Annotated in this window: 22 protein-coding genes and 2 pseudogenes; 16 read left to right on the top strand and 8 right to left on the bottom strand. The window is 60.1% G+C overall.

Features of this window, described 5'->3' with window-relative positions:
* Window positions 1–36: 36 nt before the first annotated feature.
* The 6 genes from AC1ECN_RS14465 (at window position 37) to AC1ECN_RS14490 (ending at window position 4,019) form a co-directional block, all read left to right on the top strand.
* Window positions 37–498: a mobile mystery protein A gene (locus tag AC1ECN_RS14465; protein ID WP_018070657.1), complete on the top strand. Its 462-nt coding sequence runs from the start codon at window positions 37–39 to the stop codon at window positions 496–498.
* The gene (locus AC1ECN_RS14470) at window positions 495–1,091 is read left to right on the top strand and encodes a mobile mystery protein B (RefSeq protein ID WP_477953338.1); all 597 of its coding nucleotides are present in this window, start codon (window positions 495–497) and stop codon (window positions 1,089–1,091) included. The genes AC1ECN_RS14465 and AC1ECN_RS14470 overlap by 4 nt, the downstream gene beginning before the upstream one ends.
* A gap of 317 nt (window positions 1,092–1,408) precedes the next feature.
* Window positions 1,409–2,290 carry an NmrA family NAD(P)-binding protein gene (locus tag AC1ECN_RS14475; protein ID WP_477953340.1) on the top strand — a complete coding sequence of 294 codons (882 nt, stop codon included), beginning with the start codon at window positions 1,409–1,411 and terminating at the stop codon, window positions 2,288–2,290.
* 24 nt (window positions 2,291–2,314) lie between these two features.
* Window positions 2,315–2,689, top strand: a complete 375-nt coding sequence (locus tag AC1ECN_RS14480; protein WP_075223794.1) for a hypothetical protein — start codon at window positions 2,315–2,317, stop codon at window positions 2,687–2,689.
* Between the two features lie 67 nt (window positions 2,690–2,756).
* The gene (locus AC1ECN_RS14485) at window positions 2,757–3,473 is read left to right on the top strand and encodes an SDR family oxidoreductase (RefSeq protein WP_130658007.1); all 717 of its coding nucleotides are present in this window, start codon (window positions 2,757–2,759) and stop codon (window positions 3,471–3,473) included.
* An 84-nt stretch (window positions 3,474–3,557) separates the two neighbouring features.
* On the top strand, window positions 3,558–4,019 hold the full coding sequence (locus AC1ECN_RS14490; protein ID WP_477953342.1) for a MarR family winged helix-turn-helix transcriptional regulator: 462 nt from the start codon (window positions 3,558–3,560) through the stop codon (window positions 4,017–4,019).
* Between the two features lie 363 nt (window positions 4,020–4,382).
* On the opposite strand, the gene AC1ECN_RS14495 is transcribed toward AC1ECN_RS14490, so the two are convergent.
* The 5 genes from AC1ECN_RS14495 to AC1ECN_RS14515 all read right to left on the bottom strand — a co-directional run bounded on the left by AC1ECN_RS14495 (window position 4,383) and on the right by AC1ECN_RS14515 (window position 9,948).
* Window positions 4,383–4,721 carry a hypothetical protein gene (locus AC1ECN_RS14495; RefSeq protein ID WP_477953344.1) on the bottom strand — a complete coding sequence of 113 codons (339 nt, stop codon included), beginning with the start codon at window positions 4,719–4,721 and terminating at the stop codon, window positions 4,383–4,385.
* A gap of 32 nt (window positions 4,722–4,753) precedes the next feature.
* Window positions 4,754–5,344: a hypothetical protein gene (locus tag AC1ECN_RS14500; protein WP_018070650.1), complete on the bottom strand. Its 591-nt coding sequence runs from the start codon at window positions 5,342–5,344 to the stop codon at window positions 4,754–4,756.
* Between the two features lie 8 nt (window positions 5,345–5,352).
* Window positions 5,353–6,684, bottom strand: coding sequence for a gluzincin family metallopeptidase (locus AC1ECN_RS14505; RefSeq protein ID WP_131706390.1), 1,332 nt, complete (start codon window positions 6,682–6,684; stop codon window positions 5,353–5,355).
* A gap of 117 nt (window positions 6,685–6,801) precedes the next feature.
* Complete coding sequence (locus AC1ECN_RS14510) at window positions 6,802–8,676, bottom strand: adenylate/guanylate cyclase domain-containing protein (protein ID WP_024320330.1); 1,875 nt, start codon at window positions 8,674–8,676, stop codon at window positions 6,802–6,804.
* Between the two features lie 201 nt (window positions 8,677–8,877).
* Entirely contained in the window at window positions 8,878–9,948 is a 1,071-nt protein-coding gene (locus AC1ECN_RS14515; protein ID WP_024320331.1) for a LacI family DNA-binding transcriptional regulator, read from the bottom strand.
* Window positions 9,949–10,170: 222 nt separating this feature from the next.
* Between AC1ECN_RS14515 and AC1ECN_RS14520 the strand changes: the two genes are divergently transcribed.
* The 9 genes from AC1ECN_RS14520 (at window position 10,171) to ppk2 (ending at window position 19,706) form a co-directional block, all read left to right on the top strand.
* Window positions 10,171–11,121: a sugar phosphate isomerase/epimerase family protein gene (locus AC1ECN_RS14520; protein WP_477953346.1), complete on the top strand. Its 951-nt coding sequence runs from the start codon at window positions 10,171–10,173 to the stop codon at window positions 11,119–11,121.
* A gap of 59 nt (window positions 11,122–11,180) precedes the next feature.
* Window positions 11,181–12,413 carry an ABC transporter substrate-binding protein gene (locus AC1ECN_RS14525; protein ID WP_477953348.1) on the top strand — a complete coding sequence of 411 codons (1,233 nt, stop codon included), beginning with the start codon at window positions 11,181–11,183 and terminating at the stop codon, window positions 12,411–12,413.
* A 102-nt stretch (window positions 12,414–12,515) separates the two neighbouring features.
* The gene (locus tag AC1ECN_RS14530) at window positions 12,516–13,403 is read left to right on the top strand and encodes a carbohydrate ABC transporter permease (RefSeq protein ID WP_024320334.1); all 888 of its coding nucleotides are present in this window, start codon (window positions 12,516–12,518) and stop codon (window positions 13,401–13,403) included.
* Entirely contained in the window at window positions 13,403–14,287 is an 885-nt protein-coding gene (locus AC1ECN_RS14535; RefSeq protein WP_018070643.1) for a carbohydrate ABC transporter permease, read from the top strand. The genes AC1ECN_RS14530 and AC1ECN_RS14535 overlap by 1 nt, the downstream gene beginning before the upstream one ends.
* Before the next feature lie 7 nt (window positions 14,288–14,294).
* On the top strand, window positions 14,295–15,377 hold the full coding sequence (locus tag AC1ECN_RS14540; RefSeq protein ID WP_130773213.1) for an ABC transporter ATP-binding protein: 1,083 nt from the start codon (window positions 14,295–14,297) through the stop codon (window positions 15,375–15,377).
* Window positions 15,378–15,460: 83 nt separating this feature from the next.
* Entirely contained in the window at window positions 15,461–17,113 is a 1,653-nt protein-coding gene (locus AC1ECN_RS14545) for a GMC oxidoreductase (RefSeq protein WP_477953350.1), read from the top strand.
* Between the two features lie 281 nt (window positions 17,114–17,394).
* Complete coding sequence (locus tag AC1ECN_RS14550; protein WP_130764508.1) at window positions 17,395–17,784, top strand: nuclear transport factor 2 family protein; 390 nt, start codon at window positions 17,395–17,397, stop codon at window positions 17,782–17,784.
* Window positions 17,785–17,857: 73 nt separating this feature from the next.
* Window positions 17,858–18,691 carry a helix-turn-helix domain-containing protein gene (locus AC1ECN_RS14555; protein ID WP_477953353.1) on the top strand — a complete coding sequence of 278 codons (834 nt, stop codon included), beginning with the start codon at window positions 17,858–17,860 and terminating at the stop codon, window positions 18,689–18,691.
* A 100-nt stretch (window positions 18,692–18,791) separates the two neighbouring features.
* Window positions 18,792–19,706, top strand: coding sequence for a polyphosphate kinase 2 (ppk2, locus tag AC1ECN_RS14560; RefSeq protein ID WP_018070638.1), 915 nt, complete (start codon window positions 18,792–18,794; stop codon window positions 19,704–19,706).
* A 99-nt stretch (window positions 19,707–19,805) separates the two neighbouring features.
* Here ppk2 and AC1ECN_RS14565 read toward each other — a convergent pair whose 3' ends face one another.
* Window positions 19,806–20,681: an aldo/keto reductase family oxidoreductase gene (locus tag AC1ECN_RS14565; protein ID WP_477953355.1), complete on the bottom strand. Its 876-nt coding sequence runs from the start codon at window positions 20,679–20,681 to the stop codon at window positions 19,806–19,808.
* Window positions 20,682–20,814: 133 nt separating this feature from the next.
* Between AC1ECN_RS14565 and AC1ECN_RS14570 the strand changes: the two are divergent.
* Window positions 20,815–21,588, top strand: a pseudogene (locus AC1ECN_RS14570) (LysR family transcriptional regulator); the annotation flags it as partial.
* 1 nt (window position 21,589) lies between these two features.
* Here AC1ECN_RS14570 and AC1ECN_RS14575 read toward each other — a convergent pair.
* Window positions 21,590–21,988: pseudogene (locus AC1ECN_RS14575) on the bottom strand (pyridoxamine 5'-phosphate oxidase family protein); the annotation flags it as partial.
* 66 nt (window positions 21,989–22,054) lie between these two features.
* Entirely contained in the window at window positions 22,055–22,633 is a 579-nt protein-coding gene (locus AC1ECN_RS14580; RefSeq protein ID WP_163861298.1) for an alpha-ketoglutarate-dependent dioxygenase AlkB, read from the bottom strand.
* Between the last annotated feature and the right edge of the window lie 8 nt (window positions 22,634–22,641).

The raw sequence follows: 22,641 nt of genomic DNA on the forward strand, positions 1-22,641 counted from the left end.
TTGTCTCATGATCAGCTTACCGTCTGAGGGCAATGGATGAAGAGTGACAGTCGAAAGAGGGGGCGCCTGCGCCTTGATGAACGACTTCGAGCGCTCCACCCGATCGACCGGTTCAGGGCGCCGCCGAAGGGATGGGTGCGCGCACTACGCGACGCACTCGGAATGACGGGCGCGCAACTCGGCGCACGCATTGGCGTGCGACCTCAAACTGTTGAAGCCATCGAGAAGTCGGAAGCCGCAGGCACGATCCAACTCAATACCTTACGTCGCGCAGCTGAGGCGCTGGATTGCACTCTCGTCTACGCCCTCGTTCCAAACAGTTCACTTGAGACTGTCATCGAGGGGCGCGCAAGGAAGATCGCAACGCGTGAGCTTCAGCGTGTCGCGCATACAATGCGGCTCGAAGCTCAGGACACAGATGAAGCAGACTTCGAATCCCGCGTCCAGACATACATTCGCGACAGGCTCTCCGAGCGCGACCTCTGGAACGAGACATGACGGACCTGTTTCAGGAGCCTGAGGACGCAACACCCCTTGAACCGCAAGAGCGAGAGGGACTGCTTCAGACATGGATCACGCACCGCCGTGATCTCAACGAGGCGGAGCAGGAAAGCATCGTCGAGGGTGCGGCCTGGGCGCGCGGTCGCCGGCGCGTATCGCTTGAGCGAATGCTCAGCGAGGACTTCATGCGAACACTGCACAAGCGGATGTTTGGCGACGTCTGGGAATGGGCCGGCACTTTCAGAACGACGGAGCGCAATATCGGCGTCCAAGCCTACCGCATCGGAGTGGAGCTCGCGAGCCTGTTAAGCGACGTCGGCTATTGGGTTGGGCATGAGGCATTTTCGTCGGATGAAATTGCGATCAGGTTTCACCATCGCCTGGTCGCGATCCACCCGTTTCCAAACGGAAATGGCCGTCACGCTCGCTTGGCGGCCGATCTTCTGATCGAACGCCTTGGCGGCGAGCGTTTCAGTTGGGGCGGCGAAACTCTGGCCGGTGTCGGTGAACTGCGCACTCGTTACGTCGTGGCCCTTCGCGCAGCAGACAACCATGATATCGCGCCGCTGCTAGAATTCGCGCGCACCTGAGAAGCGGCGTATCGTTCGCCTTGATGGTATCTGAACCGTCGACCATTCACGCCACAAGACGCTTTTCGAACGAAATCAGCGGATCAGTGCGTATAAAATGCGGTCACCCTTTCGCTTGCCAAGTCGTGGCCAGCTTTTCACTCGGCAATCGTTGCTTCAGGAAACGTCCACTTGCCTTCGGTGCTGCCGGCTTGGCGATCGGTCAGGCGTTGCAGGCACGCTTCAGAATATCGCGGGAAGTCATGCTTGACAATGAAAGCATATGCTCCTATCTGTTAGCAAATACGAGCATATGCTCTCAATAAGGAGATATGGCAATGAGCAAGACAGATATCCTGGTCAGTGGGGCAACCGGACGGACCGGCGGCGCTGCTATCGACGAGCTTCTTCAACTAGGCAAAAAGGTCAGAGCCTATGTTCGCTCGGAMGACGACCGCGCGAAAGCACTGCGGAAGCGCGGCGTCGAAATCGCGGTTGGCGATTTCACTGACATCGACGACATTCGTGCGGCGATGGAGGGTATTCGATCTGCATACTTTCTTCACCCAATCGCGCCCGGAATTCTTAGTGCAGCTGCCTACTTCGCGCAGGCGGCGAAGGAAGCCGGCCTCTCCGCGATTGTAAACATGTCGCAGATCTCGGCACGTCGAGAATCCACCAGCCACGCAGCGCAGGATCATTGGATTTCGGAGCGCGTCTTCGACTGGTCAGGCGTCCCAACCACGCATCTGCGTCCAACCTTCTTTGCCGATTGGCTCGTCTATCCGCATTTTGCAAGGGAGATCTGGGCGGCCAAGAAAATCGAATTCCCTTTCGAGAACGGCCGCCATGCACCGATTAGCTCGGATGACCAGGGGCGTGTGATCGCCCATCTGCTGGCAAAGCCGGAAGGCCATGAAGGCGAGATTTATACCCTTCACGGCCCCGTCGAAATGAACCACACAGAGATCGCCGCAGCAATGAGTGATGTTCTGGGAGCCAAGATCGAATACGCGCCGGCCTCGATCGAAGCCTTTAAAGACAAGATGGAGACGCTCTACAAGTTTCCGCCCTTCCTCGTGCAGCACCTAGTCGAAGTCGCTCAGAACTACCGCGAGGGCGTCTTTTCCGGCACCAACGACGTCGTCGAGCGCGTGACCGGAACCCCTGCCCTCTCCGTACCGGAATTCATCGCCAAGAACCGTGACGCCTTCCAGTGAAGGCGAAAGCCAGGAGTAACGGCTATGTCGAGCACTCACCAAGAACGCCATCCATTCCTCGACGACCTGACCGCAGAAGCGGAACTGATCAGTTCCGTGCTGCGTGGACCGGTGATCGGTCGGGAAGAAATCCGGCGTGTCGTAGATGCCGTCGGCACTTTCTACGTCGAGCAAACCCCGACCTTTATGGAGATCGTCGGTTCGCGGACGTTTCTGGAATATGAAGCGCTATTGACCAGCGGCGAACGCCTGAATGCGACCGTCATCATCGATCGCCACCCGGATGGCTCCATACCGCGCGTAAGCGTCCGTATGGCCCCGGTCCATGCCGTTGTGTCGCTCGCCGACCACCTCAAAGGCGCGCTATCCGGTCAGTTGCCCAAGCAGCTTTTCCTCTGAATTCAACAGCTCATTTGGCCTCCGCCGGAGTAGCGGATCGGCCACTAACCTAACAAGGAGACGTGTCATGGAAATCAACAACGAAACGATCTTCATTACAGGTGCCAATCGCGGCCTAGGTCTGGCCTTCGCACGCGAGGCCGTCCGGCGCGGAGCAAAGAAGGTCTATGCAGGCATGCGCAACACAAAAGGCTTCGACGAACCCGGTGTCGTGCCAATCCGCATCGACGTCACCGATCCGGCCTCGGTCGCCGCCGCAGCCGAGGCTGCAGCAGATACAACGATTCTGATCAACAATGCAGGTATTGCCGCCCTGATCGACAATCCCTTGGCGGTCGATTTCGAGGCTCAATCGAAGGCGTTGTTTGACACCAATTACTATGGCGTGGCGCGCGTCACACAGGCGTTTGAGCCTGGCCTTTCCAAAGTGCCCCGTGCCGCCATTATCAACGTCCTTTCTGATATCGTATGGCTGCCACGGCCCTATCTGACACCATATGCCGCGTCGAAGGCCGCCGCCTGGAGCTATACGAACCAGTTACGGTTCCACCTTGCGGGCCGCAGCATCCAGGTGCTCGCTCTTCACGTCGGCTTCCTGGACACGGATTTGACGAACGGTATCGACGTGCCGAAGACCAGCCCGGTGAACGTGGCAATACAGACCTATGACGCACTGTCCGCCGGAAAGAGCGAGGTCATGGCCGACAAGGGCACGGTTCTGTTAAAGAGCACCTTGGCGGACGAGGTTCCCGGCTACATCACACCCCCGCCGGGATTGTTCTGAATAGCCGGCGCGATGGCAATAAAGGATGGCGTCTTCCGCGGGCTGTGTGAAGACGCCCGGAGAATGGATTTGAAAGGAACGGAAATGTTGTCGGCAAATCAGCCTCTGGGAATCGACCAGTGCAATTGCAACGCCATGCGTAAGGCGAGCCGCCAGATCACCCGCCTCTATGACGCTCACCTCGAACCGGTCGGGCTGCGCATCACCCAGTTCCTCATCCTCGCCGCTCTGGCTGAGGCTGAAAGCGCGACCGTCATCGCGCTGGCCGAGCGCCTCGATGTCGAACGCACGGCAATGGGGAAGATGGTCGGTTTCCTGGAGAGAGACGGCTTTGTCTCCATGAAGCCCTCGCCGACCGATGGCCGCTACCGGGTCATCGAACTGACGCTTGAAGGCCGTCTCCTGCACGGAAGGGCATCGCCCCTCTGGCTTGCGGCCCAGCAAGAGTTTGCGAACCTTAACGGTGCAGCAAACGTAGCCTCACTTCGAACTGAGCTGAACGGGATCGTGGTCGGCAAACACTCTGCGATGTCTTCGGGCGATTGACGCAGGTCTCACCCGGTCTTCGGAACGGGGCTGTTCCCGCGTAAACGGTAGACGACACAACGCTCTTGATGGGCCTCGGACCCGCGACCGCACTCGTGTCTCGCTCGACGCTTCCGCAAATCACTTATAATTTTTACCGGCGAGATGAAATGAATCCACGGAACAGCAAAGCGCGTTCGAAAGCGCCGCGTCCGGGACGATCTACACTTTACCGCGGCGCTTCTCCGTCGCAGGTCGATCGGCTGCGGCGAACGACGCGGCCAAGGCAGCGGGTTGGGGGTATGCATCGAGACGCCGACGCAGCAGGCAGTGGCCGGCGGCGTCGGAGACCGTCAGCCCGCTATGGACGTGATCTCCCGAAAATTAGACGACTTTGAATCCTTCTCGAGCGTCTTGAAATTTACCGTTCAGCTTTATGGCGACCCACAACACTCTCCCCATCGGAGCGCCGATCTCCGGCCGGGCAATTACCTTCAAAAACTCATCTGTACTCGTAGTGTGCCCTTCAATAGATACTTTGACTTCTGAAACTTTATCGCCGCCATATTCATCGGTAGATATGTATACTTTGATCTTTTTTTTACTAAAGCCATGACCTATGAGCCTAAAAGGCGTATCAACACGCAACGGAGCAGCCACGTCGTCCGGGTCCAAACTATCAATTTTAACTTCAACTTCAACTTCAGGTTTATCGTCGGACATGTTAGCCTCCCTGGTCCGTCCCTATCTGTAGATTAATCACCATCGCCCGATCTGCGCGGTATGAATCCGCCTGATCTTGACATCACCCCGCCGGAGCGGGACAAGGCGCCGCCTGATCTGGACAATCCGCCGCTCGCCGTTCCTCTGGGATCAGCCGAAACCTCAGCCGAGAGCAGGATTTGTTCAAAGGTTCCCGTTTCGGCATCGAGTCTCATCGAGAGATCGCCCTTGTCATAGACCCAAACCCTCATATCCTTGGCGAGAGCTCCAATTTGGGACCCGAGGCCGGTTCGGGCACTTGAACCAGGGGACCGAGACAATCTGTCGTACGCGATAGCATTCGGAGGCGGATCGTCGGGATCCGCGCCGGAGCCGTGGACAACGAAGATTGCTGGCCGAGCGAGTTCAATGAAAGCTCCCTCGAAAGAGAAGGCATAGATGCGCGCCAGAGCCGCGTCGTCCGCACCCAGCTGGCGCCTCAGAAAATTGTTCTTTCCTGATTTAGGTACGCCCAGAGGCTTGTAAACACTGCCTCTAAGAATCAGATCACTAAGTTGGCGCCCGAACAGATATACCGCTGATACGCCGAGTAATGTTTCATCGTCTGCCACGTCCCCCTCCATCCACCTGACTATTGACCGTTCATTGATCTCGACAGCAAAACTTTCTCGCGATAGTTCATCTTCGGAAGCTCTAGATAATCTATCGGCAGTAACGTCCGCGCAGAGAGGACATGGCTGCGATGCTCGCCGCCTTTCACGTGCGCGCCGGCGTGCAACTCGCCGATCGCCCGTTGCCCGAAGTTTCTGCTGATGATTCTTGCGAATTGGCCGCCACTTTCATTCCGATCAATCGTAAGCATCGTCCTCGCGACATCGCCGTAGTCCAGAAAGTCGGGAGCAAGAGCCCACAGGGTTTCCGCCAGATACGTCCCGACGATATCGCGTGCGTCGAGCAGTGCTTCGACAAAACCATCTGGGTTGCGCGCGAAAGCGCGGTCGAAAGCACGCTGCACGGGAGTCTCGGCAGCCGGATCGAACTCGGCAATATCTGCGAGATCCTCAACCGCAGGCGAGATCAAGCCGCGCGCCACCAGGCTCTCATGAAAGATGTCGACGAGGATGTCGAATATCGCGCCGGTGAGTGGTTGCGAGAGCTCATGCTCGTCCTTCCACCCACGAGCGAACTCGGCCATCGTCCTTTTGTTGTTTGCCGACCGTATCTGCCGATGCGGCGAAAATTCCGAAAAGCGAGCAAGGCGATTTGCGCGGTAGAGGTTACCGCGCGTCTCCGCGAGAACATTGTCGATCACGGACGGAAAATGCATGGCCGCGATCAGCGACACGCAGTCGGAGAAGGCCTCCTGGAAGCCAAGATATTCAGGGTACTCGGTTCCCGGGCGCGGCACGCCCAGTACGCTGAAGATGATCGCGTGCCCCACCTCATGAGCGATGACGTCGAAATCCAGGCTGAAGGGAAGGACGTGCCCGTCATCCTCGAACTGGCTCCCAACTTCGAGGAAACCATAGCCGTACTGCGCGTTGTCCCATCGCGGCAGGATCGAGATTTCCAGACGGTCATAATGATCGCGAAAATGCCAGGTGAGCGGCTGGCCGAGATAGCGTTCCCACACATCCAGGGTGAATCGCACGCAACCAAAAACATGCGCGGCTTCGAAGCCAGCCATCGAAGGTCGAAGATAGTCGAAATTGCCGCACTCGTCGGGGGTGGCCGGCTCGAGGATTTTGCCGGTCCAGGGCGGCAGATACATGTACGGCGTTCCGAGCGGCCCGCGGTTCACACCGTAAGGACCGGTCTTGCCGACCGGCTCCACAACGAACATGCGATTGTCGGCCGGACCAGCTGTCAGGCTACCCAGCCGAGACGATACTTCAACAATCTCAGGACTAGACCGAGCATCTTCAAATGGAGGCTGTACAAAAAGTCTAAACCGGGTGCTCATCCGCTCTCCCCTCAAAAGACTTTTATGATTGCCATTTTAAGTTGACATTCGGCGCTCGCAAGAATTTTAGCAAGTAATAAAATAGAATTAGAAGCAGCCTGCCAGATGTACTTGGCGTTATTCAGACAGCTCAACCAAACTCGAATAGCGCGGGTGATTGCGTATGGAGTCGAGATCGGAATCGTTCTTGAACCACAGCCGCATCTCGATGCCGACTTGAGGCATCCAGACCTCAAGCAAATCTATCGCTCTGTCGATTTCGCCAAGCAGTGCATAGGTGCAGGCGGCATTGTACTGGATGTTTATGTCGTTGGGATCCGTCGCCAGCGCGCGCGCCAACCATTCCAGCGCCATGTCGCGGACCCCGAGAAAGGCCAGCGCCGTCGCTCCCAAGCAGGCAACATTCGCATTTTCCGGATGGAGCCGCAGTTCCTCCTCCGCCCTTTTCAACGCGATCCGCGCATAGCTGCTGGCCTTGTCTATTTGCCCGAGCGAACGAAAGACGTTCACGAGCATGATCGGCGCACCATAATCGGCAGGCTTAATTTCCATTGCGCGCTGAAAGTGCGTAGCCGCCAGTTCGAACTGACCGTCGGTGACGCAAAATTCGGCATAGTACCGGTTCGCCTCGTGGCAATCGGCGTCGAGCGACAAAGCCTCTTCGAATGCGGAAACCGCCTCAGTGCGATTGCCGGCGACGGCCAACGCAAACCCCCTGGCCGCGTGTGCCTCTGCCAGGTTGGGATCGATAGCGAGTGCCATCGCCGTGTTGGCGAGAATGTCCTCCACCGGAATCTCCGTGCCGAATTGAGACCGCAGACGTGAATCGCAAACCGCGATGCCGGCATAGGCTCGGGCATAGCCGGGATCCAATTCGATGGCTCTGGCGAAGCTCTGTCTGGCCATCAGATGGTTTGAGCGCGAGGCAATATGGTAGTATTCGCGGCCCCTGAGGTAGTGCGTATAAGCTTCCACGCTCTCTGTCGGCGCCTGCTCGATTGCCTTCTTTTCCTCCGGGAGCAGCTTGACCTTTAGTTGCTCGACGATCGCCTTGGTAATCTCGTCCTGCACTTCGAAGATGTCGGTGAGGTCGCGGTCGTAACGCGCGGCCCACATGTGGCCGTCGCTCGCTGCGTCGATCAATTCAGCATTGATCCTCATATGGTTGCCGGCCTTGCGGACGCTGCCCTCCACGACATAGGCAACCCCGAGTTCCCTGGCGATGCGCTGCAGGTTCTCGCTGCGGCCTTTCCATGTGAAGACAGTGTTGCGGCTTAGTACAAACAGGCCTGAAACATTCGATAGGTCAGTGATGATGTCCTCGGTGATGCCGTCGCTGAAAAACTCCTGGGCGGGATCGTTGCTGATGTTGGCAAATGGCAGGATGGCAACCGATGGCTTGTTGGTGGGTGCCTGCGTGTGGCCGCTTGCGGCAAGCGGTACCTCCTCGCCGGAGCCGACATTGCCCCAATCGGCAAAATAGACATGGACCGGACGGGAAATGTTCTTGACGGTCTTGGCGCCCTGGTCTGCGAAATTGAGATCGAGCTTGTTTCCGACTTCGTGGCGCACAGCCGCCGAACAGGCAATGCCGCCAGGATCTGCAAGGGCTTGCAGCCGGACCGCCACATTAATGCCGTCCCCATGAAAGTCATCCGCATCGAAGATGATATCGCCCAGGTTCAAGCCTATTCGAAACGCAAAGTGCCGGTCCGCTGGAATCCCAATGTTGCGCTCCAGCATGCCGCGCTGGATTTCGACTGCGCATCGTGCAGCACTGAGCACGCTGCCGAACTCGACCAGGAAACCGTCGCCCATCACCTTGATTATACGCCCGCCGTGGCTCGCGACAGCGGGATCGAAAAGCTCGCGGCGATGCTGACGAAGGGCATCAAGCGTCTCCTCTTCGTTTGCCTCCAGGAGACGGCTGTAGCCCACCACATCGGCAGCCAGGATAGCCGCCAATCGGCGCTCGACAAGCTCTGCGCACATGCCCGTCTCCCCAACGTGCTGGTGGCAATATTACTCAATTCTAGAAGCTGGCCGATCATGTTGCCGGACGATTGTATTACTGACAACTAAAATATCCCTCTGTCGCCGAACCGACAGTTATATCTTCCAGATTTGGCCATCTGGCATCGGCGCCTTCCACTAATAGGCCCGGCCCCCCGGCATTCGCCGCGGCCGGCTCCGTCAGCTCTTCGGAGCGGCGATGCTCTCCCTCGGGATAAGGCTGCTGCGGATGACGGTGCGCACCGCCGCCGCATTCTCTCTCTGGCCAATGGCGTCGAGCAGGAGATCCACCGCTGCGCGCCCCATCTCTTCCACCGGCTGCTTGATCGTCGAGAGCGGCGGCGAGCAGAATTCGCAGACCGGGGAGCCGTCGAAGGAGACGACGGACAGATCACCGGGAATGCTTACACCTCTCCGCTGGACACGGCTGACAAACGAAATGGCCATGTCGTCGCTGGTTGCGATGACGGCCGTCGGCTTTTCGGTCAATTTGGCGAAATCGTCCGCTGCCTGGACGCCGATGTCGAAGCCGTGCTGATAATCGAGATGGCCGCCCGAGCGACGCACCGAGCCCTCCGACAATCCTGCCGCCTCGAGCGCCTCGAGCACGCCGCCATAACGCTCGACATCGTGGTAATTGCCTTCAGGCCCCGCAAGATAGAAGAACCGTCGATGACCCAATCGGATCAGTTCGGCGGTGACGTCGCGCACGGCCTCGCGGTCGTTCGTAATCACGCTCTGCAGGCCGGCATCGCTCATGTCGAGCAGCATCGACACGATCGGCAGACCGGAATTTGCCAGCGAGCGCCCGTCGACCTCCGGGAGCTTCGACGACAGGATGATGGCGCCGCGCACGCTCCCGCCAAAGGCGAGGTCGAGAATATGCCGTTCGGAAATCTCGTCGCGATCGAGGTTGGCGATCATCAGGTTGTAGCCGCCCTGGATCAGCGACTTGTTGATGCTCTGCAGCACCTGCGGAATGATCTGGGAAGCGCCATAGTAGAGCGATCCCGGCAGGATGATCATGATGATGTTGGATTTGCCGACCCTGAGGCCGCGCGCCATGGCGTTCGGCGTGTAGCCCAGCTGCCTGGCAGCGGCATTGATCTTGGCGCGCGTCTTCTCGTTGACCCGTCCGGGATTGGCGAGCGCCCGGCTGACTGTTGAGATCGCAACGCCGGCGAGCCGCGCGACATCGGCCATCAATGCACCCGATGGCTCCTCTCCTACCACATCCTTGTTTTTATTCATGTTTATTTCGGTCTCCCGGATGCTTCGATTTGCAACTCTAAGGCAGGCGCCGATTTATAGCAAACGTTTGCCAAAAACCGCTTGCTTAAAAAACCGGCTTGGCTATTATCTAGTCATGGCAAACGATTGCCATTTCTTAATGCGTTGAAAATCCATGGCTTATTGGATGCGGAACGGCTCTTCCGCACGCGGGTAGGTCATGCCTCGATAAATGGACAGGTTATGGCTACTGACAGGCTGCGCTTCGGCGTCGATCTCGTGACATTCTTCCATCCCGGCTTCTGGGGCGTCGACAGCCATGATGCGATCGTCGGCTATGCCCGCGCTGAACCGCGTGCCTTCTGGGACAAGATACTCGACAGCGTCCAGGCCTCCGGCGTCACCGGCGTCGAGCTGACCTTCTCTCCCTTCAACTGGCAGGACGCCATCAAGACCTACGGTTCCGTCGACGCCTTCGCAGCCGAGCTGGCTAGACGGGGCCTGACGCTGTGCAGCGGCTTCTTCGCGGAACTGGAGGCGGCCGGCGATTTCGCTGAGCCCGAGGCCCAGCGCGCGCTGATCGACAAGGCGGAACGATATGCCGATTTCCWGAAAGCCTGCGGCAGCGACATCATGGTGATCGGCGCCCCCTTGCGCCAGACGCTCGGCGCCCAGCCAGTGCAATTCTACGATTTCGACCGCGCCAAGGTGATCGCCGATTTCCTGAACCGGCTCGGTGCAACACTCCATGCCAGGGGCGTGCGGCTCGCGCTGCACACCGAGGCGCACTCGATCTTTGCCGCCGCGCGCGATGTCGATCTGATGATGCTGCTCACCGATCCGGCCTATGTGCACATGTGCCCGGACACGGCCCATATCATCGTTGCCGGCTCCGATCCAATCCAGCTCGTCGATCGCCATCACGAGCGCATGATCATCGCTCATTGGAAGGATGCGATCGGCCCCATGCCCTCAGACACGCCGATCGACAAACATATCCATGAACGCCACCAGCCCTATTTCTGCAGCTTCGGCCTCGGACGGGTCGATTGGCCGGCCTGGATCCGGCTGCTGCGCGACCGGGCCTATGAAGGCTGGGCGATCCTCGAACTCGATGCCGCGCCCGATCCCGTCCGCGACATCGCCAACGGGCTCACGCTCGTCCGGCAGGCGCTCCTGCCGATCTATCGCTGACAGTCATTCCTAAGACAACAAAACGCCCCGCAAAGAGGGCATTTTCAAGAGGTGGAACAATGAAGAACATGATGAAGCTTTTACTTGCCGGCGCAGCAATCGTCGGCCTATCCGCCTCGGCCCATGCCGAGGACAAGCCGACGATCGAAATCATGTCGTCCTGGACGTCGGGCGGCGAAGCAGCTGCCCTCAACGTTATCAAGACCGAGTTCGAAAAGCGTGGCGGCGTCTGGAAGGATTCTTCGATCGCCGGCTTTGGTGCGGCCGATGCCGCCTTCCAGAACCGCATCGTCGCCGGTGACGCGCCGGGCGCCAAGCAGGGCGTCATCGGTCTCGCTGCGGCAGATTTCATCAACCAGGGCCTGTTCAATCCGATCGACGACGTGGCCGCCGCCGGCAAATGGGCCGATGCTCTGCCGAAATCGATCCACGACCTCATCACCTATGACGGCAAGGTCTATCTCTCGCCGACCGGCGCCCATGGTGAAAGCTGGCTCTTCTATTCCAAGGAAGCCTTCGAGAAGGCCGGCATTTCGCAAGAGCCCAAGACCTGGGACGAGCTTTTTGCCGATCTCGACAAGCTGAAGGCTGCCGGCATGGTTCCGGTCGCCTGGGGCGGCCAGCCCTGGCAGCAGACCAAGGTCTTCAACATGATCCTGCTCTCGCAGGTCGGGATCGACGGCTTCCTGAAGATCTATGTCGACAAGGACAAGAGCCAGGCCTCCGTCGAAGGTGTGAAGAAGACCCTTGAGATCCTCGGCAAGCTGCGCGGTTATGTCGATCCGGGTGCTGCCGGGCGCAACTGGAATGATGCGACCGCCATGCTGATCACTGCCAAAGCCGGCATGCAGTTCATGGGCGACTGGGCCAAGGGCGAATTCACCGTTGCCGGCAAGGAGCCGGGCAAGGATTATGGCTGCATGATCGTGCCGGAGTCGAAGGGTATGGTCTACATCGCCGACGCCCTCTGGTTCCCGAAGACCGGCAAGGCCGAGACCGACAAAGCACAGAAGCTTCTCGCTGAAGTCGTCATGGACCCGACCGTCCAGGTCCAATTCGCTCTCAAGAAGGGCTCTGTTCCGATGCGCTCCGACGTCGACAAGTCGAAGCTGGACGCCTGCGCCCAGAAGGGTGTCGAGCTGATGGCTGCGGGTGCAATCGTACCGGACCAAGCGATCGTGCTGACGCCCCAGCAGGTTGGCGCGCTCGACGACTTCGTCGACGAATACTGGAGCGGCGGCTCGAATGATACGGCCTCCGCGGCCGAAAATTTCTTCGCCATCTTCGAGTAGGATAGCGCCTGTGGCGTCGGCCTGACGTCGACGCCACAGCTGCCGGCCGCCGCCTCGCGCGGCGGTGCGAGCCCTGCTTTCCACCCGCCAACGAGCTGGCCGATGTCCATCAAACGCAAGCCCAATTTATCCGCGACCATCGCCCTTTTGCCGACATGGTTCGTCGCCGTCGTGGTCTTCATCGGCACCATGGCCTGGTCGATCCGCCTGTCCTTCACCAATTCCACGCTTTTTCCGTCCTCGACCTATGTCGGCTTGGCGCAGTATTCGAAGCTCTTCTCTTCCGCCAAGTGGCTGGCATCGCTGCAAAACGTGTTGATCTTCGGTGTCCTTTACGTCGCAGGCTGTTTGCTGCTCGGCTTCCTGCTGGCCGCGGCGCTCGATCGCAAGATCCGCTTCGAAAGCGCCTTTCGGACCCTATTCCTCTATCCCTACGCCATGTCCTTCGTGGTGACCGGGCTGATCTGGCAATGGATGCTCAATCCGACGCTCGGCATTCAGGCAAGCGTGCGTTCGCTCGGTTGGGAAAGCTTCGTCCTCGACTGGGTGGTCAATCGCGACATGGCGATCTATGCGCTGGTGCTTGCCGGCGTGTGGCAGGGCGCGGGGCTCGTCATGGTCATTGCGCTCGCCGGCATGCGTGGCATCGAAGGCGAGCAATGGAAGGCGGCGCGGATCGACGGCATTCCCGTCTGGCGCATCTATGTCTCGATCATCCTGCCCCAGCTCGGGCCGGCGCTGGCCGCGGCCGGCATGCTGCTCGCCATGGGCGTGATCAAGACCTACGACATCGTCGTTGCCATGACCAATGGCGGCCCCGGCAATGCGACGGAGGTGCCGGCGAAATTCATCATGGACAATCTGTTCGGGCGCCAGAACCTCGGCCTCGCCACAGCCGGTGCGACGGTGCTTGTCCTCGGCGTGATCATCGCAGTCGCCCCGTTCCGCTACATCATGCACATGCGTGACAAAGCAAAGGGGGCTGCGTGATGGCCCGTCCTCATCCGAACGGCCCGAAGCCGGCACAGATCACCGCCGGGCGCATCGGTCTCTATGTCTTCCTTGTCGTCGCAGCACTTTTCTTCCTTCTGCCGCTCTACACCATGGTCGTCACCTCGCTGAAGTCCATGGACGAAATCCGGCTCGGGCAGATCTTTGCCCTGCCGGCCACGCTCGATTTCTCCGCCTGGGCTACCGCCTGGTCGGGCGCCTGCATGGGAACCGTCTGCGTCGGCATTCGCAGCGGCTTCTGGAATTCGGTGGCGATCACGCTTCCCTCGGTCGCGCTCTCGGTCTTCATCGGCGCCGTCAATGGCTATGCGCTGTCGCTCTGGCGGCCGCGCGGGGCAAACCTGCTCTTCGGCCTGCTGATGGCCGGCGGCCTGATCCCCTACCAGATCTTCCTCTATCCGATGGTCCGGGCGATGGCGAATATCGATCTCTATAATTCACTCGCCGGTATCATTCTCGTGCATGTCATCTTCGGCCTGCCGCTGGTGACGCTGCTCTTCCGCAACTATTTCGTCAGCGTGCCGGAGGAGCTCTGCAAGGCGGCGCGCGTCGACGGCGCGGGCTTCTGGCGCATCTTTTTCGAGATCATGCTGCCGATTGCCGTGCCGATGGTCGTTGTGGTCTCGATGCTGCAGTTCACCGGCATCTGGAACGACTTTCTGCTCGGTCTCGTCTTTGCCGGCCGCGACAACCTGCCAATGACCGTGCAGCTCAACAATATCGTCAACACCACGATGGGCGAGCGGACCTACAACGTGAACATGGCGGCGACGATCCTCACCGCCATCGTTCCGCTTGCCATCTATTTCCTGTCCGGCCGCTGGTTCGTGCGCGGCATCGCGGCCGGCGCAGTCAAGGGGTAACGCTTCCATGCAATCTGCCGTCTCCGTCAAGGATCTGAAGATCGCCTATGGTGACCATACGGTGATCGAGAAGATGTCGATCGATATCGCGCCGCGAGAGTTCCTGGTGCTGCTTGGCCCTTCCGGCTGCGGCAAGTCCACGCTTCTGAACGCCATTGCCGGTCTCCAGGATATCACCGCAGGCGAGGTCTGGATCTCAGGCAAGAACGTCAGCTGGGAGGAGCCGAAGGATCGCGGCATCGGCATGGTCTTCCAGTCCTACGCGCTCTATCCGCGTATGTCGGTCCGCAAGAACCTCTCCTTCGGACTTCGCGTCGCCGGCCTGCCGAAGGCCGAGATCGAGGCCCGTGTCGCCCGCACGGCGGCGCTCCTCCAGCTCGACAAGCTGCTCGACCGGCGTCCTGCCGAGCTTTCCGGCGGTCAGCGCCAGCGCGTCGCCATCGGCCGGGCGCTGGTACGCGAAGTGGATGTCTTCCTGTTCGACGAGCCACTGTCGAACCTCGACGCCAAGCTGCGCAACGAATTGCGCGTCGAGATCAAGAAGCTGCACCAGCGCCTCGGCAACACCATGATTTACGTCACCCACGACCAGGTCGAGGCCCTGACGCTGGCCGACCGCATCGCCATCATGCGCGATGGCGTGATCCAGCAGCTTGCCTCGCCGGCTGAAATCTACCGCCGTCCGGCCAATCTCTTCGTTGCCGGCTTCATTGGCGCCCCGGCCATGAATTTCGCCGAGGGCCGGATCGAGCGCGGCAACGGCGCGCTGGTTTTCCAGAGCAAGGAGCTCACTGTCGATCTCTCCGCTTATTCCTTTCGAGCGGACACAGCGGAAGGACCTGCTACACTCGGCTTTCGCCCGGAACACCTTGTGCTCGATGGGGCCACGGGCGGCCTGCCCACCATTCCGGGCCGCGTTGCCGTCGTCGAGCCGATGGGTTCGGACGCCGTTGTCTGGTTCGACTGGGCGGACCAAAGCCTCTCGCTCCGGCTCATGGGCGATGTCACCCTGCAGCCCGGCGATGCCGTGGCTCCCGGGCTCGATATCGCCAAGGCGTCCCTTTTCGGCGCTGACGGATCGCGGCTGTGACACACCATCCCTTTGTTTTCCCGCAATTCCGGGTGCGTTTCGTGCCGTTTTGAGGATTGCTCCAGGACAGGATTTGAAAAGACATGTCTGAGATGGTCTATGATGCGCTGGTGATCGGCTCCGGCGCGGCGGGTTCCTTTGCGGTAAAGGAACTGACAGCACAGGGATTATCGGTGCTGCTGCTCGAGGCCGGCCCCGCCGTCGGACCGAAGGATTTCGATCCCGCGCGCAAGAAGGCGCCGGCAAGCAGCATCAATATCTGGGAGCGCGCGCGGGCCACGCTCAAGGGCCAGCCGATCCAGGCGCGCGCAGCCTTTTTCACCGAGCGCTTCAGCCATTTCTTCGTCAACGACCGCAAGAACCCCTATACGACGCCGAAGGGCGAACCCTTCCTCTGGATCCGCGGCCGCCAAGGCGGCGGGCGGCTCCACAGTTTCGGCCGGGTGCTGCTGCGCTGGACCGACGACGATTTCAAGATCCGCTCACGCGCCGGAAAGGGCGTGGACTGGCCGGTCTCCTATGACGAGCTGGTGCCTTTCTACGACGAGGTCGAGGCCTATCTCGGGCTCTACGGCAACAAGGATAACGTGGCCACCCTGCCGGACGGCATCTATGCGAAGCCGGCAAGCCTGACGCCCGCCGAACAGATCTTCAAGCAGGCGGTTGAAAACCGCTGGCCGGAAAGGCACGTCGTCTCCTGGCGTTACATCGCGCCTGACGCCGATCGGATGCCGCGACCGCTGCGAGAAGCAAAGGCGACCGGCCAGTTGACTATCCGCTACGACGCCGTCGTTCGCCGCATCACCACGGATAAGAAGACCGGCCGCGCCACCGGCGCGGAATACATCGATCGCAACACGGGCGCGGTATCAACGGCTCGCGCTGTAACGGTGGTGCTTTCGGCCTCGCCGATTGAGAGCGTGAGGCTGCTTTTGAATTCGGCTTCGGCGAAACATCCAGATGGGCTCKGCAACAGCTCGGGCGCTCTCGGTCGCTATTTCATGGACCAGCTGCCGTGCCTCGCCTTCGGCTCCTTTTCGAAGGCGAAGGGTTGGGCACCCGACGAATCCGCGCCGACCGACCCCTTCTACAATCCGTCGGGCGGGATCTTCATTCCCCGCTTCGGAGAGGGCGACGCCGCCCGCGGCGATTTCGACTACCAGGGAAGCGTCGGCCGCGCGCCGGTCTCCGGGGACAGAGATGCACGTCTCGCCTTCTTCGGCTTCGGCCGCATGCTGCCCTATGCCGACAACCGCATCACGCTCGATGTCAGGCGTAGGGATGCCTGGAACATTCCCGTGCCGCATATCCGCTGCGTCATGCAAGAGGAGGAGCAGGCACTGCTCAAAAGGCAGGAGGAGACGCTGATCGCCATGATCAGGGAGATTGGCGGCGACCTCGAATTCATCGGCTCGCCCACCGGCCTCAAGGAAATGGGCAAGGGCGCCTTTCCCGAAGCCGATGCCTTCAGCCGCTTCATGTTCCGCAAATGGTTCCGCAAGACCATGTGCATGGGCGCCGCAATCCATGAGACGGGCGGCGCGCGCATGGGCGAAACCCCTGAGGCTTCGGTGCTTAACCCTTACAACCAGGTCTGGGATGCCCCGAATCTCATCGTCACCGACGCCAGCGCCTTCCCCGGCAGCGGCATCGCCGGCACCACGCTCACCGTCATGGCCCTGACGATCCGCGCCTGCCGGAACCTTGTCGACCAGTACCGGACGGGACAGCTGTAGCCGCAAATTCGAAGTGTCCTGTTTCTGCAAAGTTGGAATGTCACTCTCCCGGCGTTTGATTGGCTGGGAGACGAGCGGATGCGCCTTCTTTGCCGAAGATTTTAAGGACCGTTCTCACCCCGCTGATTACACCGGATGTAATTGAGGGCATTCCCTGTCCCGCGATATTAGTGAACGGCCTTCCTGCAGGAGGAACATTCCCTTCAACAGAAGCGGCCGACCAACGCGATGTCGACGGCTAAGCTGCCGTCGACAGTACGAGGCGGCCGAGGAGAACGACGATGACGACCATGAATTTTACCAAACGAGAACCCCCTGAATGGCTGTTGGCCTTCTGGAAGGAGATCGATGACAAGACCTTCGGCGAAGGCTTCGACTGCTTGGCGCAGGATGCTACCTGCAATCTGGGCGTCGCCGACTGGAAGGGGCGAGAGACCATTCGCACGAACCTGCGCGCCTTCATCGACACGGGTTTCTCAGCGCTTCACGACGTAACGGAATATTGGGACGGTGGCTCGCTCAAGATCTTCCGCGGGACTGTCACCATGACGCCCGATGACGAAGCTCAACCGGTTGTCGAACCGGTCATGACGCACTTCTTCTATATGGATGAACGAGAGCCGGCCAAGGTTGGTCGCTGGTACGGATCGGTCGGCCCGGTTGCCTTCTGACCGACATCGTCGCTGGCGGGAGCGTTATTKCCCCCGCCAGCCATCAGCCGCACACACGGAGATCGCTAAAAAGATGAGCTCGACGCACGGCCATTCAGGCGCAATACCGAACGAGCTTGGCATCCAGTTGCGCGCCTGGCGCGACACGCGGGGCAAGAGCCAGCTGGATCTCTCACTCGACACCGGCATATCGCAGCGTCAGATCAGCTTCATCGAGAGTGGCCGAAGCACGCCCGGCCGCCACAATCTGCTGCATCTGGCCGATGCCCTTGATGTGCCGTTCCGGGAGCGCAATACGCTGCTGCTTGCCGCCGGCTATGCTCCGATTTACGCCGAAGGCGGCATCGACGACCTTGAAATGAAAAGTGTCAGGGATGCGCTGAAGCGTATGCTTGTTCAGCATGAACCGTTTCCGGCAGTGGTGATGGATCGCTATTGGAACGTGGTGATGACGAACGACGCGACGCAGCGCTTCTTCAACAGTTTCATCGACATGGCGGCACGGGAAAAACCGCGCAATCTGCTGCACCTGATATTCGATCCCGCCGGTTTGCGGCCCTGCATTCCAAATTGGGAGGAAACGGCAAAAAGTCTGATGGCGCGGGTGTTCAGGGAGTCCGTGGGCCGCGTCATCGATAAGCGCACCAAGGCGCTGATCGACGCGCTCCTCGCCTATCCGGATGTGGACAGTGCCTGGAAGGTCTCGACGACAGCCGACAGCACGCCGGTCATTCCATTGTCGTTCATCAAGGACGGGCAGGTTCTGAGTTTCTTCTCACTGGTGACCACGGTTGGCACCGCACAGACGATAACGACCCAGGAACTGAGGATCGAGTGCATGTTCCCGTTGGATGATGCCACCGAGGTGGAATACGCCAAGCTGATGAACCAGGCCGGCATGCGTTAATCCCGGATCGACGGGGCTGTTCCGGCTTTGGGTTAGCCGAACCGTCACACAAACTTCGCAGTGACATGCTCCTGTCGAAATAAGCAGGAAGGAAAAGGCCATGACTCAAACACCTCAGGACCAGCTCAGCCGTATTAAGGCCGAAATCGCCGACAGCTTCGATGAAGAGCTGGAAATGCAGATGGAGGAAGACCGGCTGGACGATCTGGTCGCCGAAGGAATGTCGGAACCGGCGGAGCAGACGATCGAACGAAAGATCTACTTCCGGGAGCTGTTCCGGCTGCAGCATGAACTGGTGCGGTTGCAGGATTGGGTTCAGCATAAGAAGCTGAAGGTGGTGGTGCTGTTCGAAGGCCGGGATTCGGCCGGCAAGGGTGGCGCGATCAAGCGCGTGACCCAGCGGCTCAATCCGCGCGTTTGCCGGACGGTCGCGCTGCCCGCRCCCACCGAGCGGGAACGTCATCAATGGTATTTCCAGCGTTATGTCCCGCACCTTCCGACCGCCGGCGAAATGGTGCTCTTTGACCGAAGCTGGTACAATCGCGCCGGTGTCGAGCGCGTCATGGGGTTCTGCACCGAGGAAGAACTCGAGGAGTTCTTCCGCTCGGTGCCTGAATTCGAACGGATGCTCGTCCGCTCCGGAATCGTGCTGATCAAGTACTGGTTTTCGATCACCGACGAGGAGCAGGAATTCCGCTTCAAGATGCGCATCCACGATCCGCTGAAGCAATGGAAGCTCTCACCGATGGATATGGAAAGCCGTGTCCATTGGGAGGAATACACCAAAGCCAAGGAAGAAATGCTGGCGCGGACGCACACGGAGGACGCACCCTGGTGGGTGGTACAGGCTGTGGACAAGAAACGCGCGCGTTTGAACTGCATTGCCCATCTTCTCGATCAGATCCCTTACGAGGATGTTCCGAAACCTGAGATCCAGTTGCCGGACCGCATCCGTCACGCTGATTACAACAGGGCGCCGGTTCCGCCTGAAATGCTCGTGCCGGAGCGCTATTGACGGCGTAGCCGCAAAGGCGGCCCTAAATCGGAATCGATTTAGGGGTTGCTACGCTACGCCACGGAAGAGCGTGGCGTAGCGTTGGATCGCCGGCGACCTTCAGGCGGTGACGTCAGCCATGCGGTTCAATTCCGAGACGGCGTCATCCGGCAGCACGAGCCCGGCGGCGGCGAGGTTCTCCCTGAGATGGCCGACGGACGACGTGCCGGGGATCAGCAGGATGTTTTCCGYGCGACGCAGCAGCCAGGCGAGTGCCACCTGCATAGGCGTGGCATTGAGGCGTGCGGCGACATCGGACAGGGTGGACGACTGCAGCGGGCTGAACCCGCCGAGCGGGAAGAATGGTACATAGGCAATGCCGTCGCGCGCGAGATCGTCGATCAGGGCATCGTCGGCCCGATGCGCCAGATTGTACTGGTTCTGCACGCAGACGATCTCGGTGATCCCACGCCCTTCGGTGATCTGCTTGGATGTGACGTTGCTCAGCCCGACGTGACGCACCAGGCCTTGCCGCTGAAGATCGGCCAGCACCGTCAGCGGCGCTTCGATCGACCCTTCGGCCGGGCCGTGCACGTCGAACATGATCCTCAGATTGACGACATCGAGCAGGTCGAGGCCGAGATTGCGGAGGTTGTCGTGTACTGCCTCCGTCAGCTCTTCGCGCGAGAAGGCCGGAATCCAGGATCCGTCCGCGCCGCGCCGGGCGCCGATCTTGGTGACGATGACGAGATCGTCGCGATAGGGATGCAGCGCTTCACGGATGATCTGGTTGGTGACGTGCGGGCCATAGAAGTCGCTGGTGTCGATGTGGTTTACGCCGCTCGCGACCGCCTCTCGCAGCACGGCCAAGGCCGCGCCATGATCCTTGGGCGGGCCAAACACGCCGGGGCCGGCAAGCTGCATGGCGCCATAGCCGAGCCGCTTCACGCTGCGGCCGCCGAGGTTGAACGCGCCGGACTGATCGATAGTGGACATGGTCTAATTCCTTTCAAGAGATGACGCCAAGATAGGCCCAAGAGATAAGCGCAAGAGATAAGCCCAAGATAAGCATTGTCGGCACGTGTGAAAATTGGCTACAATCCGCACGGGCTGTGCGGAGTGGCGAACAGTGAAAGCAGATCTGGGTGATCTCAATGCCTTCGTTGCCGTGGCGCGTGCCGGGGGTTTTCGCGAGGGCGCGCGCGTAAGCGGCAGCAGCGCCTCCTTCCTCAGTGAAGCGGTGCGTCGCCTGGAGGCCCAGCTCGGCGTCAGGCTGCTCAACCGGACGACACGCAGCGTCGTCCCGACCGAAGCGGGCAAGGGCTTGCTGGAGCGGCTCGGCCCTGCTTTGAGCGAGGTGGAGTCTGCCCTCGACGTCGTCAACGGTTTTCGCGACAGGCCGGCCGGTGCGTTGCGCCTCAATGTGCCGGTCAGCGCGGCGCGGCTGGTGCTGCCTGCCATCGTTCCACCGTTCCTCGCCGCCTATCCCGATATTCGGCTGGAGGTGGTCACCGACGAGAGCTTTGTCGACGTGATCGCGGCCGGCTGCGACGCCGGCATCCGCTATGACGAGCGGCTGGAGCAGGATATGATCGCAATACCGATCGGCCCACGCGTCCAGCGCTTTGCCACTGCCGCCTCCCCCGATTACCTCGATCGCCGTGGCCGGCCGCAACATCCGAGCGAGCTGCTCGGCCATGCCTGTCTGCTGGGTCGCTTTTCGAGCGGTGCGATGACGGCGCCGTGGGAGTTCGAGCGCGATGGCGAGATCGTGCGGGTCGATCCGACGGGCCCGCTGATCGTGCGGGTCGGCGGTGCGACCGACCTGGCCGTCGATGCAGCGATATCGGGAACAGGGATCGTCTGCCTCTTCGAGGACTGGTTGCGCCCGCATATCGACAGCTGATGGTGCCCGGGCTGTCCCAATATTCGGCCGAAGACGGGGTCATCTTGAGGATGCGGATGGAAGGATCGTCGGGGCTGTCCCACCACGCCTTTGCCGGCGTCGCCCATAATTCCCTGATCTTCTCCCGGTCGTTCTGCACCTCGGCCGTCCCCGATACGGAAACATATTTCTGTCCCTTGGTGTCGGCAAAGGCCAGACACACGTTTGGCCAGCGGGCGATCTCATCGTCCTTGTGACTGCTGACATCCGTCAGAAAATAGATCGCATTCTCGAGCTGCGCGGTATAGGCGGACATCGGGCGGGCTTTGAGATCGTCGCCGTTACGGGTCGTCAGCATGCAAAACCCGATCTTGTCGATCAACTCCCATACCCGCGTCGCATCGTCATGCTCTGCCATCGTCATCTCCATCTGTGCAAAAGACGAAGTAACCATCTGCCGAGGCCGATGTTCCCAATGGGCGGTCTATTCAGCCAATTCCCTGAAGGTGATCGAATAACGCAGGCGGTCGACGGGCGGGATGGAATGTTCCCAGAGCGTTCTTGAAGCGCCAGCCATGAGATAGGCCGAGCCGGGTTCAAGGACGAGCGATCGCCGCTGCCATTTGGCACCGTCACGCCGCCTGAGCCTGAAGGTGCAAGACGAGAGCAAGGAGACACCGACGACCCGGCCGAAGACGAATTTGTCCTTGTGCCAGCCGATCGGAGCACCCGGGCCATACTCAGTGACCAGCGCCTGCACGAGCGCATCGGGCTCGATGCCGACGAAGCGCGCCACCACTTCGCGAATGGAAAGCAGCACCGACGGCATCGCATCGGCTCTTCTGACGCGCTGGGTGTCGAAGTCGTATTTCCAGCCGAAGGAAACCGTCCTGCGCTTGCCCTCAAACCCATGAAAGTCGAAGGCTTTGAAGGCAAGGGTCGGCATTGCCTCAAGAACCGTGCGCTGAAGATCCGGGGAAACGATCTCAGCAGAATATCGGAACCCCTCAGGGAGCGTCCGGTTCGCCGCACGAAAGAGATCCTCCTGCACGCTGATGCTCACTGCGCTCG

The sequence above is a fragment of the Rhizobium sp. 01N447_2 genome (assembly GCF_056399245.1).

Bases quoted from the DNA above. Each gene is read 5' to 3' on its own strand.
- AC1ECN_RS14465 (WP_018070657.1), top strand. From the start codon at position 37: ATGAAGAGTGACAGTCGAAAGAGGGGGCGCCTGCGCCTTGATGAACGA.
- AC1ECN_RS14470 (WP_477953338.1), top strand. From the start codon at position 495: ATGACGGACCTGTTTCAGGAGCCTGAGGACGCAACACCCCTTGAACCG.
- AC1ECN_RS14480 (WP_075223794.1), top strand. From the start codon at position 2,315: ATGTCGAGCACTCACCAAGAACGCCATCCATTCCTCGACGACCTGACC.
- AC1ECN_RS14485 (WP_130658007.1), top strand. From the start codon at position 2,757: ATGGAAATCAACAACGAAACGATCTTCATTACAGGTGCCAATCGCGGC.
- AC1ECN_RS14490 (WP_477953342.1), top strand. From the start codon at position 3,558: ATGTTGTCGGCAAATCAGCCTCTGGGAATCGACCAGTGCAATTGCAAC.
- AC1ECN_RS14495 (WP_477953344.1), bottom strand. From the start codon at position 4,721: ATGTCCGACGATAAACCTGAAGTTGAAGTTGAAGTTAAAATTGATAGT.
- AC1ECN_RS14500 (WP_018070650.1), bottom strand. From the start codon at position 5,344: ATGGAGGGGGACGTGGCAGACGATGAAACATTACTCGGCGTATCAGCG.
- AC1ECN_RS14505 (WP_131706390.1), bottom strand. From the start codon at position 6,684: ATGAGCACCCGGTTTAGACTTTTTGTACAGCCTCCATTTGAAGATGCT.
- AC1ECN_RS14510 (WP_024320330.1), bottom strand. From the start codon at position 8,676: ATGTGCGCAGAGCTTGTCGAGCGCCGATTGGCGGCTATCCTGGCTGCC.
- AC1ECN_RS14515 (WP_024320331.1), bottom strand. From the start codon at position 9,948: ATGAATAAAAACAAGGATGTGGTAGGAGAGGAGCCATCGGGTGCATTG.
- AC1ECN_RS14525 (WP_477953348.1), top strand. From the start codon at position 11,181: ATGAAGAACATGATGAAGCTTTTACTTGCCGGCGCAGCAATCGTCGGC.
- AC1ECN_RS14530 (WP_024320334.1), top strand. From the start codon at position 12,516: ATGTCCATCAAACGCAAGCCCAATTTATCCGCGACCATCGCCCTTTTG.
- AC1ECN_RS14535 (WP_018070643.1), top strand. From the start codon at position 13,403: ATGGCCCGTCCTCATCCGAACGGCCCGAAGCCGGCACAGATCACCGCC.
- AC1ECN_RS14540 (WP_130773213.1), top strand. From the start codon at position 14,295: ATGCAATCTGCCGTCTCCGTCAAGGATCTGAAGATCGCCTATGGTGAC.
- AC1ECN_RS14550 (WP_130764508.1), top strand. From the start codon at position 17,395: ATGACGACCATGAATTTTACCAAACGAGAACCCCCTGAATGGCTGTTG.
- AC1ECN_RS14555 (WP_477953353.1), top strand. From the start codon at position 17,858: ATGAGCTCGACGCACGGCCATTCAGGCGCAATACCGAACGAGCTTGGC.